We start from the raw sequence: 13,358 nt of genomic DNA on the forward strand, positions 1-13,358 counted from the left end.
TCAGGTTTAAAAGTGTTGAAGTTTAAAGTTATAAAAATTCTTTGAGAAGCAATTAATTGTACTTCACTTTCCGAAGAATCCTTACAGATTCTTTAAACGATTGGTATACATTTCCGTTAGTTTGTTTCAAAAAATCTTTTGCCTCGTACAATTTTTCTCTTGCATTGCTAAAATCATTCAGGTAACAAACAAGATAGGTAGCCGGTAAATTGATGAGGTCCTTTTCTTCAGCTGGAGTTAGGGGAACTTTTTTCTTCAGCTTTTCAATTAAAGCATTATTGGCGTTGTAAATATGGTGTAATGTTTTTTTATTGAATTTTGGAGGCTCAAAAATTAGTTTGGAATCAATCTGATGTGACCCGTTTTCCCGAAAGGTAATGGTAAGTTCTTCCAGCGGGTAGTATTTAAATTGATTATTTAACCCTAAATGAACATATTCAATAATTTTGAACTCGTCTTCAGAATAAGAAATACTTACTTCGTCCAGAGCAGAGTAAAACAAACGAACCTGTTCATTAATAAGTTCAATATCCACACGAGAATAATAAGTTTCTCCTTTTACATTTTTTGTATGTCCGGCCCAACATACCACAAACAATTCTTTAAAGACTTTATAATCAGCTTCCAGGTCGTTGTGCCGGTTATTAATAAAATCAATGACCCCATCCAATGTAAGTTCAATATTGTTTTTTGCTTTGTTTTCAATGGCCTGAACAATTTCTGAATTCACATCCTCGATCACGATATCGAAGTCCTTAGGCATAGAGATACTGCCATCTCGTAAAAAAATGGAACCGCCCCAGTATTTCCAAATATTCTTTCGTAGTGATGTAATTTTTCCATTGGGGCGAATGGTCACTAAACCTACTACTTTATCCTCCGGCAAATGTGGAAATGCTACATTTTCATACATGATCAAAGGAGGATAGGTGAGATAAGCATTCATAAGGTTTTGAATCTTGCTATCGTCAAAAAAATCCACCCCCCGAATCTCATTGGTTTCATCTTCGACTCCAATCACAATGTAAGAGTTGTTATTTGGATTACTATTACTTAGTGCGCAAACATGTTTTAGAAATTTTGCTTTTCCTTCTTTGTGGCCAAGATCGATTCTTCGCTTTTTATCATAAAAACTACTCTCATCATTATGAGCTAAGAGGTTTTTAATAAGAAGGCGCTTGTTAATCAAAATATACTATTTATTAATGCCTATTGACAATTGTACTGCTTGCCTGATCCAAGCACATTACCGTTAGATCTGCTATTGTAACGTGTGGTGGGCGGGTTACTGCAAACCAAATAATGTCTGCAATATCTTCAGGTTTTAGCGGAGTAAAGCCTTGGTATACTTTAGCAGCACGTTCACTATCTCCTTTAAATCGGACATCACTGAATTCAGTTTCGACCAATCCAGGATTTATGGCACTTACTTTAATTCCTTTACCGTTGAGGTCAAGACGCATGCCTTGATTAATAGCATCGACTGCATGCTTACTGGCACAGTATACATTTCCTTTAGGATAAACTTCTTTTCCGGCAGTGGAACCTATATTGATGATGTGTCCGGCTTTTCTTTTTATCATATTCGGGAGAATTGCTTTGCTAACATACAATAGCCCTTTTACATTGATGTCAAGCATAGTATCCCAATCTTCGATACTCCCATCCTGTATGGTGTCAAGACCATGTGCATTACCTGCGTTATTGATAAGGATATCAATTTTAGAAAATTCTTCAGGTACGTTTTGAAGTAATTCAAAGACCATAGCCTTGTCGCGTACATCAAAATTTAGGGTGTGGATTTCTGTAAAGCTTTGTAATTCCAATCTAATATCGTCTAACCTTTCCTGTCTTCTTCCGCAAAGAATGAGCCGAATTCCATTTTTAGCAAAAAGCCGTGCAGTTGATCTGCCTATTCCCGAAGTTGCTCCGGTAATTAATGCAGTTTTTTGAATCATTTTTATTGTTTTTTTTCTGAAATAAAATAAATTTACCTCCTCTTTAAAAATAGAAAAACAAGCGACATTAAAACATCTTAGACGTCCTTATTTTTGTATAATTTTTAACCAATTGTTAACAGGAGTTTTCAGTATAAATCTCCAATTTGCGTCGTCGTTACTAACAAAACGTTTACTTGTAAAGAATCTAAAACATGGAAGAAACAAAAATCACCTTGGATATTGGTGAATTAAATGAAAAAATTGAAAAAGAAAGTGCTTTTGTCGACATTCTTTCATTAGAAATTAATAAAGTAATTGTTGGACAAAAACACATGGTGGAGCGATTGCTAATTGGGCTTCTTGGACAAGGCCATATTTTGTTGGAAGGAGTTCCCGGTTTGGCAAAAACATTAGCTATTAATTCATTGTCTAAAGCAGTTCACGGAGATTTTAGCCGGATTCAATTTACTCCGGACCTATTACCGGCAGATGTTGTGGGAACGCTTATTTATAATATGAAGCTGAACGATTTCAGTATTAAAAAGGGCCCCATCTTTGCTAACTTTGTATTGGCCGATGAGATCAACCGTGCTCCTGCTAAAGTACAATCGGCACTACTGGAAGCAATGCAGGAAAAACAAGTAACCATTGGAGAAACTACCTTCACTTTGGATAAACCCTTTTTGGTCATGGCCACTCAAAATCCAATAGAACAGGAAGGAACTTATCCATTACCTGAAGCACAGGTAGACCGTTTTATGCTTAAAACAGTTATTAAATATCCGCAAATTAACGAGGAACAGCTTATTATTCGTCAAAATTTAAAGGAGGGATTTGAAACCATAAATCCTGTAGTTACTTTAGATCAGATAAAAAGAGCACAAGCTACAGTTCGGGAAGTGTATATGGACGAAAAAATTGAAAAATACATTCTCGATATCATCTTCGCTACACGAACCCCGGAAAATTATCGCCTTGCAGATCTTAAACCATTAATTAGTTTCGGTGCTTCTCCACGTGGAAGTATCAATTTAGCAATGGCATCAAAATGCTATGCATTCATTAAAAGGCGTGGATATGTAATTCCTGAAGATGTTCGGGCTGTAGTACATGATGTATTGCGCCATCGAATTGGTATTACCTATGAAGCCGAAGCCGAGAATATCACTTCCGAAGATATCATCAATAAAATTGTAAACGAGATAGAAGTCCCTTAATTGGTTAGCAGGATTTAGTTAGGTAGTTAGCCTTTTTAAATAATTTAACTCCAACTAATATGATAATAACTCCTGCTTGCTGAACACTAACCATTGCATATTAAAGAAATGGATACAAAAGAACTTCTTAAAAAAGTACGAAAAATAGAGATCAAAACACGGCGCTTAAGCGATCACGTGTTTGGTGGCGAGTACCATAGTACTTTTAAAGGACGAGGGATGACTTTTAGTGAAGTACGTCAATATCAGTTTGGAGATGATGTTAGAAATATCGACTGGAATGTAACTGCCCGTTATAATGAGCCTTTTGTAAAAGTTTTTGAAGAAGAAAGAGAACTTACCATGATGCTAATGGCAGATATTAGTGGTTCAGAATTCTTCGGAACTGATACACAGTTCAAAAATGAAATAGTAACAGAAATTGCTGCCACATTGGCTTTTTCTGCAATGCAGAACAATGATAAAATAGGACTTATCTTATTTTCAGATGAAATAGAGCTGTTTATTCCACCTAAAAAAGGAAAGTCACACGTACTTCGGATTATTCGTGAATTAATAGAATATGAACCCAGAAGTAAAAGGACCAATGTTGCTCAAGCTTTGAAATATTTAACGAATGTAATCAAGAAAAAAGCTATTGTTTTTGTGCTTTCAGACTTCATTACAGAAGATTACAAAGAGACCTTGAAGATTGTCTCAAAAAAACACGATGTAACAGGGATTCGTATCTATGATAAACATGAAGAAAAGATCCCAAATTTGGGAATGGTAGAAATGGAAGATGAGGAAACAGGAGAATTACTTTTGGTAAATACAGCTTCAAAAGGAGTTAGAAATGAGTACCATAAATACTATCGGGAGCGTGTTGACTATTTTGAAGATGCCTTTTTAAAGAGTGGAGCAGGAGCATTAAGCTGTCGTGTAGATGAGAGTTATGTTAAAAAGTTGTTGGGATATTTTAAAAGACGTTAGACTTTAAATGACAGGATTCAGAAAAAATAATATTAAGAAATCTTTTAAAATTACTAAATCGTTAGTAAAGAGAGGCCGGGGATTTATATTTCTGGGGGCTTTCTTTTTTACGTCTTTTGTCTTTTCGCAAGTCACATCTGGTATTGATTCAACCCAAATTCTTATTGGAGAAGAACTAAGGTTTACGATCCAGGTACAGGCAGATACCACAGACCTGGTGGTGTTCCCCGAAGGGCAAACCTTTCTCCCAATGGAAGTGATCGAGTCGTATAAAGTGGACACAACCTATGAACAGGCTAAGTATCGTCTTATAAAAAAATACGGTTTAACGCAATTTGATTCCGGCTCATATACAATTCCGACACAGAGGGTATTTATTAATGAGAAACCTTTCGTAACAGACTCTGTTGAGATTGAAGTGCGAGATGTTCCGGTAGATACTACAAAGCAGAAAATGTTTGATATCAAAACGGCACTTGAAGTAAAAAGCCCGCCTTTTGATTTTTTAAAACTTCTATATTGGGTGGTGCCCATTCTTTTGATTCTGGGAGTTTTGGGATATATTTTATTTCGCAGAAAAAAAAGAAAAGAAGCCGAAGAGAAGCAATTACCTCCTTATGAAGAAGCTATCATAGCTTTAAAAGAATTGGATGATTCAGACCTGCTGAAAGAAAATAAATCCAAAGAATATTATTCGACACTTACCGAAATTGTAAAGCGCTATCTGGACCGTGAGGTAGATGCCGCCGCTTTGGAAAGTACAAGTGACGAGTTGATCGCACGATTGCAATTACATAAAGATGCCGGACATTTCGATTTTGATGTTGAAACCATTAAGCACCTTGACCAAATTTTGAAACGAGCTGATTTGGTAAAATTTGCAAAAATGAGGCAGGAAGTAGGACAAACCGAAGCAGACAGAAACACTATTGAAGAAATCATCAATGAGACTCACGAGGTTATTCCAGAACCTTCCGAAGAAGAACTGCTTCAAAATGAAGAATACCTTTTGCAACAGAGAAGAAAAAAACGTAAGAAACGAATTATAATAGGAGTAATCACAGGTGTTTCTGCTTTACTTATTTCCGGAGGAGTTTTAACAGCTACCTATGGCTGGTCCTATGTAAAAGACAGTTTAATAGGGCATCCAACTAAGGAATTACTGGATGGAAGGTGGGTACGCAGTGAATATGGAATTCCGGCAATTATTTTGGAAACTCCAAAAGTTCTGGTGCGCAAGCAGGTAAGTTTACCTGAAGAAGCCAAACAAACCACAGTTTCTAATGAGATGTTTCAGTATGGAAGCCTTTCAGGGCAATTTTATATACTCTTAAATGTGTCAACATATGTAGAAGGGGTCGAGTTAGATTTTGAGGTGGTTTCTGAAAGACTCTTGCAGTCTTTAGAGGCCGAAGGAGCATTAAATATGATCGTTAAAAGAGAATCTTTTTCTACTAAAGAAGGAATTGAAGGAGAGAAAGTATATGGAGAATTTGATTACTCCGGCTCGCCCAATGCCAAAAAAAGTGATAAGTTGGAATATGAAATCTTATTGTTTAAAAAAGGGCAATCACTTCAAATATTAGCGACCTATTATAAAAAAGATGATGCATATGCATTTCAAATAAAAGAAAGAATCATTAATTCAGTAGAACTTGAAGTTTCAGAAAAATAATGTTTGAAAATTTTGAATTTGTAAATCCGCAATTTTTCTGGTTGTTATTAGCACTTCCGGTGCTTATTCTATGGTATTTATTGAAGCGAAAGCAACAGACAGCAGCATTGAAAATTTCGAGTACAAAAGGATTTAAAACAAAGAAGAATTGGTTGGCAAAATTAAGACCGTTGCTCTTTGCATTTAGGTTATTTGCATTAGCTGCAATTATTATTGCTATGGCTCGCCCACGTACCGTAGATGAGTCCACCCGTATTAAAACTACAAAAGGGATAGACATTGTGATTGCAATAGATGTATCGGCAAGTATGTTAGCGAGGGATTTACGTCCTAACAGACTGGAAGCTTTAAAGACGGTAGCAGCAAGATTTATTAACGCACGGCCTAACGATAGAATTGGATTGGTGGAATATGCGGGAGAAAGTTTTACAAAAACTCCTTTGACAAGTGATAAAAGTATCGTGCTCTCGTCTCTAAATAGTATAAAGTACAATACAATTATTGAAGGGGGAACAGCCATAGGAATGGGATTGGCTACTTCGGTGAATCGATTAAAAGAGAGCCGGGCAAAGAGTAAAATAATAATTTTGTTAACGGACGGGGTAAACAACAGTGGTTTTATTGACCCAAAGATCGCCAGTGAATTGGCTGTGGAATTTGGAATCAAAGTATATACTATTGGATTGGGGACTAATGGGATGGCACAGTCTCCTATTGGTATTCGTCCGGATGGAAGCTTTCAATACGGAAGTGTACAAGTTGAGATCGATGAAGCTTTATTAAGGGAAATTGCCAAAACAACCGGAGGGCAATATTTTAGGGCAACAAGTACTTCGAAATTAGGAGAGATCTATGATGAAATAAACAAACTGGAAAAAACAGATATAGAAGAGTTCAAGTATCGAAATTACGATGAAAAATTCCGCCCTTTGGTACTTTTTGCGTTAGGATTACTGGGGCTGGAAATACTATTGAGGTATACTCTTTTTAGAAGTTTTGTATAAATAATAATAAGTAATGAGATTCCTGTTAAAAGGGAAACAGATATGTATCAATTAGAAGAACCGATATATTTTTATTTGCTGGCAGCTATACCGCTGGTAGTGGTACTTTTTCTATTAGTATTACTTTGGAAAAAGAAAGTACAGGGGAGGTTTGCAGATGCTCAATTACTCAAAAAATTAAGCCCGGATAAATCACTTTTCAAACCCATTTTAAAAATATTGGTTGTTTGTTTGGCTATGGGCTGTTTAAGTTTTGCATTAGTGAATCCAAAAATAGGGACCAAGCTCGAAACAGTGAAGCGCGAAGGAGTAGATGTAGTATTTGCTTTAGATGTTTCAAAAAGTATGTTGGCAGAAGATATTGCTCCCAACCGATTAGAAAAATCTAAACAATTGGTAACACAAATTATCAATAGTCTGGCGGGGGACCGCATTGGAATTATTGGTTATGCCGGAAGTTCTTTTCCGCAGGTGCCTATCACTACCGATTTTTCTTCGGCTAAATTGTTTTTATCTGGGATGAATACCGATATGGTTTCATCTCAGGGGACTGCTATTAACGAAGCAATACAAATGGCACAGACCTATTACAATGATGAAGAGCAAACTAATCGTGTTCTGTTTATTATTAGTGATGGAGAGGACCATGAAGGTAACGTAACTGAAATTGCCGAAGCAGCAGCAGAAGAAGGGATTCGTATTTTTACAATAGGCGTTGGAACAGTGGAAGGAGGACCTATTCCAATAAAACGCAACGGAACGCTTCAATACTATAAACGCGATGAGAATAACCAACAAGTAATTACACGTTTAGGTGAGGGAACTTTAAAAGAAATTGCTGCTGAAGCTGACGGAGAATATATTGATGGAAGTAATACCAAAGAAGTAGTTGAAACTGTAACTGCCATTTTAAATGGAATGGATAAAAAAGAATTTGATTCAAAACAGTTTACAGATTTCAAAGACCAATTTCAATGGTTTTTGGGAGGGGCACTATTTTTGCTTATTCTTGATGTATTACTACTGGAAAGAAGAACCGCGTGGTTGAAAAAATTAAATCTATTTAATGAAAGGACAGCATAACATAGTATTCTTAACAATGAATTTATTTTCTGAGATTTTCGCAATTCGCAGGGGCACTTTTTTATTGTTCATCTTACTTACTTCCTTTAATGGAATGGCACAGCAAAATAGAGAACAACGAAAACTACTTAAAGAATCAAACGAATATCTGAATGAAGCATCAGAAAGATTGCAGGAGAATGATTTTCCTATTGCCGAAGCAGATTATCGTAAGGCCATTGCCTTAAATCCGGTAGATGAAACAGGAAAATATAATTTAGGTAATGCATACTATAATAAAGAATTAAATACTGAGGCAATGCGTCGCTATAAACAAGCAGCTTCCATAGCAAAAAATAAGCCCGAAAAACACAAGGCTTTTCATAATTTGGGAAACACTTTTATGAATTCCAAGCAATATAAAGAAGCTGTTGAGGCCTATAAGAATGCTTTGCGAAATAACCCTACCGATGATGAAACACGTTACAATTTAGCACTTGCTAAAAAGATGCTCGAAGAAGAACAAAAAAATGGTGGAGGTGATAATGAAAATGAAGATGAGAATCAGGACAACAAGGATAAAGAAGACCAACAAAATAAAGACGATAAAGGAGAAGATCAAGAAGGCGATGAAGGTGACGAAAAAGAAAACGAAGATAAGGGAGACGAAAAAGATGAAAATAAAGAAGGAGAGAATAAAGAAGATAAAGGAAAACCAGATGAGGAGAAAGACGGCGAGGGTGAAAAAGAGAAGCCTCAACAGCAGCAGCCTACTCCAGGCCAATTATCTCCTCAACAAATAAAGAATTTACTGGAAGCAATGAATAACGAAGAGAAAAAAGTCCAGGATAAGATCAATGCTAAAAAACAAAAAGGAGCTAAAATAAAATCTAATAAAGACTGGTAATTAATGAAGCTAAAACATTTCATATATGCACTGTTTTTTATTGTAAGCTGTAATTTAATGCAAGCACAGGTTCAATTTGAGGTTAAATTGAGCAAGAAGCGATTAGGTATTAATGAACGCTTACGTGTAGATTTTGAAATGAATCATGACGGGGATAATTTTAGCCCACCGGATTTCCAGGGATTTCGTGTTGTGGGTGGCCCTAACCAGGCGATTAGCAATTCATATATTAATGGAAAACGAAGTTATTCGAAAACATATTCCTATTTTTTATCACCTCAATCCCGAGGAAAATATACAATTGGCCAGGCAACCATTGAAATTGAAGGACAGATATATAAAACGACCCCAATACAGGTTGAGGTCACATCTGCTGTAGACAAACCTAAAGACGGAAATAATGCCGAATACGTAGCAAGTGAGAATGTACACTTGGTTGCAGAGATATCAAATACCACTCCTTATATAAATGAAGCAATTACAGTAGTTTATAAAATGTACGTTTCTCATAATGTAAGCATTACCAGTAGCTGGAGAGAAATTGACACACCAAAATATGCCGATTTTTGGAGTCAGAATATTGACAACCAAGGAAATTTTAAGATTTATGAAGGGAAGTATCAAGGAGAAGACTATCGTTATGTAGTGCTACGAACCACAGTATTGTACCCTCAAAAAACAGGAAAATTAAATATTGAACCTTTAACGCTTGATGTTCCTATTGATGTACAAGGGAATCGCCGGGATATTTTTGGGCGAAGACTAATGACACGTGTTAATAAAACAATTTCTGCCGGAAATAGAACTATTGATGTAAAACCACTGCCTGTTGAAGGCCGCCCCGATAATTTTACCGGTGCTGTAGGAAGTTTTGAGTTTGATGTTACTACAAATAAAACCACTTTAGATGCAGATGAAGCATTACAACTAAGTGTAAAAGTATCGGGAAAAGGAAACATAAAATTATTCGATTTACCGGGGATAAAACTGCCCAATTCGTTAGAAATGTATGAACCGGAACGTAAGGAAAATGTACGTACCAATCGAGCCGGGATGAGTGGAGAAGTAAAAGAGACATATACTGTAATACCTCAGTTAAAAGGAAACTTTCCTATTAGGCCTATTACTTTTTCATATTTCAATCCTAAAACCGAAAAATATTCAACATTATCTTCAGAAGAGATTATTTTGAATGTTGAAAACGGTCCGATTAGTTCAGAGAATGATTCAGCTACAGAAAATAATGGAAATAAAAAAGCAGTAGTACTCTCCAAAGATCAATTCAAATACATAAAATTGGATAGCAATTTAGAAGTTGTAGCTCAAGAATCGTATTTCAAATCGACTTTGTTTTGGACGCTGTTAGGAGCCCCTTTACTACTTATCCCGCTGTTCATTATAGGAGGCAAGAAAAGAAAAGAAAGATTAGCAGATATACAGGGAAATAAACTTAGGAAGGCAGATCGTCTGGCAAAAAAATATTTGAGTGAAGCAAAGAAAAATTTGACAGACAAGGCTTTATTTTACGAAGCTCTGGAAAGAGCATTGCATAATTATTTGAAAGCAAAACTAAATATCGAAACTTCCGAAATGTCCAAAGACCGTATTGCTGTATTGTTGGAAGAACGAAACGTTTCAGGAACCAATATCGATCAATTTAAAGGCTTACTTAAAAGTTGTGAGTTTGCCCGTTATACACCCGCTTCCAATGTGACCATTCAACAAGATTATAACAAGGCGGTTGAAACGATAACCGCTATCGATAAACAGATACAATAACTTTTTCGGAAAAGAAAATGAAAAAAATATTCTTCATACTGGTCTTATTAACTGGAATCATTGCAGTTGCTCAAAATGAGAAATTGTTTGAGGAAGGAAAAGAATTGTATAAAGCCGAAAAATATCAGGAAGCATTGAATACCTGGATGAAGATTTTAGAAAGCGATGAACATTCGGCAGCTTTATATTATAATCTTGGGAATGCACATTATAAATTAAATAATGTGGGACCAAGCATCTACTATTATGAAAAAGCGCTACAATTAGCGCCTAATGACAATGACATTCGAAACAATCTTTCTTTTGCCGAAAATGCTAAAATAGATGCTATAGAACCACTTCCTGAGACCATTTTCAAGCGATGGTACAAATCTGTTTCAGGAATATTAACTTTTGATGGCTGGGCCTTAGCATCAACTATATTCTCAATGTTGTTCGTGGCACTCTTTTTATTGTACTATTTTTCAGCTTCGGAAAGAAAAAAGCGATTGTTGTTTACCGGTTCGGCTATAAGTATTTTTCTACTGTTGTTTACATTAGTAGTTGCCTTTAAAACTTATAACGATTTCACAAATAATCGTCCCGCTATTATTTTTGCAGAAAGCACCGAAGTTAAAAGCGAACCTACCCTAGGAAGCGAAGCAGCTTTTGTACTCCATGAAGGCACTAAAGTCTTAATATTAGATCAAGATGATGAATGGTATCGTATTGTTATTGCTGATGGCAAAGACGGATGGATTCCTATATCTGAACTAAAAGAACTATAAATTATTTTTCCCGTTCTTCAGTTTCATCTTTATAAGTTTCGTACTTATCTACTTCTTTTAAGATATGCGGAAGTACAATTGGAGCTAAGGAAGCTATGGGAGCATATAAAACAGACTCAGTTTTCTTTTCTTCAGAAATTATATAACCACTCATACTTGAAGAAGCATTTATAAACATAAAAATAACACTAATAATAAAAGCATAAGTAATTGCGCTAAAAACACCTCCTAATAATTTGTTGATGATTCCAAGCATGGCAAAGTCTGCTACTTTTGTAAGAAGTTTTCCTGCCATGGAAACAAGAAAAATAATTCCTAAAAAGGTCACTCCAAATGCAACGAGTTGCGTAGTTTGTTCACCCCAATCAAACCAATTGGAAATATAACCTGCTGCATAATCTGAAAAATACAAAGCTCCGTATACTCCGGCAATTAAGCCTATGAGCGAAGCTAAAGCTACAAAAAACCCTTTTTTAAAACCGGCGTAAAAGCCTATCAATAAAATAATTCCTAAAGCAATATCTACCATATTTATACAAAGTATTTAGCGTAAAGATACTAAAAGTGTTTGTCAAGAAATGTATCTTTGTGTCCTAGAAGAATTATGGCTAGAGACGAACAATTAAAACAACGCTGGGGACAAGTAGTTGCACTACTTAGCAATCGTTTTGCCGATGGGGAAGCGTTAGATTTAGACGCTGTAATTTATTTAGTGGGAGTTCAAGAATTAGGACAATTACACAGAAAGTTTAAGAAAGATGAGAAAATAAACTTAATGCATATAGCCATTTGCCGTTTACTGGAGCCTTTTGGGTATTATGAGTTTGAATATTTTGACGAACAAGGCTGGCCACATTATAAGATTGTTGAGCAATTACCTCCTTTAAAGGCAGGAGAACAAAGTGTTTTAATGAAAGAGGCCATTGTACAGTATTTCTTAGAAAAAGAAGTGATTGAATAGAAAATATGTAGTTTTGCGCTGCCAAAGCATTTTTATTGAATATGATAGACAAGATTAAAAAGCATATTAATGAAGTTGAAGCTTTTACTTCAACAAAAAAGGAAGAAATAGAGACATTCCGAATCAAGTATTTGGGTAAAAAAGGTTTGCTAAATGATTTTTTTGCTGAGTTTAAGAATGTTCCTAAAGAGCAGAAAAAGGAATTTGGGCAAGTTGTAAATACGCTCAAAAATGTAGCTCAGGAAAAAGTGAATGTGCTAAAGACTGCCTTAGATTCTTCTGAAGGCTCTGAAGGTAACTACGGCGACCTCTCACGTCCTGGAGAACCTGTTCTTTTAGGTGCTCGCCACCCTATATCTATTGTAAAGAATAAGATCATTGAAGTTTTTTCCCGTATTGGCTTTAACGTATCTGAAGGCCCTGAAATAGAAGATGACTGGCATAATTTTACAGCTTTAAACTTACCTGAATATCATCCGGCACGCGATATGCAGGATACATTTTTTATTCAAACCGATCCGGATGTGTTGCTGCGAACACACACTTCATCTGTTCAGGTACGCTATATGGAAAACAACAAACCACCTATACGTACGATATCCCCCGGGCGTGTATACCGTAATGAAGCAATTTCAGCCAGGTCACATTGTTTTTTTCATCAGGTAGAAGGACTGTATGTAGATAAAGGTGTAAGCTTTGCCGACTTAAAACAAACACTTCAATATTTCACTACTGAAATGTTTGGGAAGTCTAAAATCAGACTACGCCCTTCTTATTTTCCGTTTACCGAGCCGAGTGCCGAGGTGGATGTATATTGGGGGCTTGAAACCGAAACAGATTATAAAATGACAAAAGGGACCGGATGGCTGGAAATTATGGGTTGTGGAATGGTAGACCCTAATGTTTTGGAAAATTGTGGGATAGATGCTACAGAGTATTCGGGTTTTGCTTTTGGAATGGGGATTGACCGTATCACATTACTATTGCATCAAATTCCGGATATTAGAATGTTTAGCGAAAACGATATCCGATTTTTAGATCAATTTAAAAGTACTGATTAACGAGAAAGAAGAC

The 13,358-nt window shown here is 36.0% G+C and carries 13 protein-coding genes; 10 read left to right on the top strand and 3 right to left on the bottom strand.

Annotated features, from left to right (window positions below):
* Positions 1-52: 52 nt before the first annotated feature.
* Positions 53-1,189, bottom strand: coding sequence for a DUF5929 domain-containing protein (locus ACY2RT_RS08295; protein WP_490155442.1), 1,137 nt, complete (start codon positions 1,187-1,189; stop codon positions 53-55).
* Positions 1,190-1,202: 13 nt separating this feature from the next.
* Complete coding sequence (locus tag ACY2RT_RS08300) at positions 1,203-1,958, bottom strand: SDR family NAD(P)-dependent oxidoreductase (protein ID WP_490155443.1); 756 nt, start codon at positions 1,956-1,958, stop codon at positions 1,203-1,205.
* A 194-nt stretch (positions 1,959-2,152) separates the two neighbouring features.
* Here ACY2RT_RS08300 and ACY2RT_RS08305 point away from each other — a divergent pair, with 194 nt between their 5' ends.
* The 8 genes from ACY2RT_RS08305 (at position 2,153) to ACY2RT_RS08340 (ending at position 11,323) form a co-directional block, all read left to right on the top strand.
* Positions 2,153-3,157 (top strand): AAA family ATPase, encoded by a 1,005-nt coding sequence (locus ACY2RT_RS08305; RefSeq protein ID WP_490155444.1) that lies wholly within the window; start codon positions 2,153-2,155, stop codon positions 3,155-3,157.
* A 108-nt stretch (positions 3,158-3,265) separates the two neighbouring features.
* Complete coding sequence (locus ACY2RT_RS08310; RefSeq protein WP_490155445.1) at positions 3,266-4,129, top strand: DUF58 domain-containing protein; 864 nt, start codon at positions 3,266-3,268, stop codon at positions 4,127-4,129.
* A gap of 7 nt (positions 4,130-4,136) precedes the next feature.
* A complete protein-coding gene (locus tag ACY2RT_RS08315) occupies positions 4,137-5,804 on the top strand; it encodes a DUF4381 family protein (protein WP_490155446.1) in 1,668 nt (555 codons plus the stop codon).
* Positions 5,804-6,808: a vWA domain-containing protein gene (locus tag ACY2RT_RS08320; RefSeq protein WP_490155447.1), complete on the top strand. Its 1,005-nt coding sequence runs from the start codon at positions 5,804-5,806 to the stop codon at positions 6,806-6,808. The genes ACY2RT_RS08315 and ACY2RT_RS08320 overlap by 1 nt, the downstream gene beginning before the upstream one ends.
* Before the next feature lie 42 nt (positions 6,809-6,850).
* Positions 6,851-7,891, top strand: coding sequence for a VWA domain-containing protein (locus ACY2RT_RS08325; RefSeq protein WP_490155448.1), 1,041 nt, complete (start codon positions 6,851-6,853; stop codon positions 7,889-7,891).
* A gap of 16 nt (positions 7,892-7,907) precedes the next feature.
* The gene (locus tag ACY2RT_RS08330; RefSeq protein ID WP_490155449.1) at positions 7,908-8,777 is read left to right on the top strand and encodes a tetratricopeptide repeat protein; all 870 of its coding nucleotides are present in this window, start codon (positions 7,908-7,910) and stop codon (positions 8,775-8,777) included.
* Between the two features lie 3 nt (positions 8,778-8,780).
* Positions 8,781-10,556 (top strand): BatD family protein, encoded by a 1,776-nt coding sequence (locus ACY2RT_RS08335; RefSeq protein ID WP_490155450.1) that lies wholly within the window; start codon positions 8,781-8,783, stop codon positions 10,554-10,556.
* Positions 10,557-10,573: 17 nt separating this feature from the next.
* Positions 10,574-11,323, top strand: a complete 750-nt coding sequence (locus ACY2RT_RS08340; RefSeq protein WP_490155451.1) for an SH3 domain-containing protein — start codon at positions 10,574-10,576, stop codon at positions 11,321-11,323.
* Position 11,324: 1 nt separating this feature from the next.
* On the opposite strand, the gene ACY2RT_RS08345 is transcribed toward ACY2RT_RS08340, so the two are convergent.
* Entirely contained in the window at positions 11,325-11,852 is a 528-nt protein-coding gene (locus ACY2RT_RS08345; RefSeq protein WP_490155452.1) for a CvpA family protein, read from the bottom strand.
* A 75-nt stretch (positions 11,853-11,927) separates the two neighbouring features.
* Between ACY2RT_RS08345 and ACY2RT_RS08350 the strand changes: the two genes are divergently transcribed.
* On the top strand, positions 11,928-12,284 hold the full coding sequence (locus ACY2RT_RS08350; protein WP_490155453.1) for a hypothetical protein: 357 nt from the start codon (positions 11,928-11,930) through the stop codon (positions 12,282-12,284).
* A 41-nt stretch (positions 12,285-12,325) separates the two neighbouring features.
* Positions 12,326-13,345, top strand: coding sequence for a phenylalanine--tRNA ligase subunit alpha (gene pheS / locus ACY2RT_RS08355; protein WP_490155454.1), 1,020 nt, complete (start codon positions 12,326-12,328; stop codon positions 13,343-13,345).
* Positions 13,346-13,358 lie beyond the last annotated feature (13 nt).

The organism is Ulvibacter sp. 2210JD10-4 (assembly GCF_058148525.1).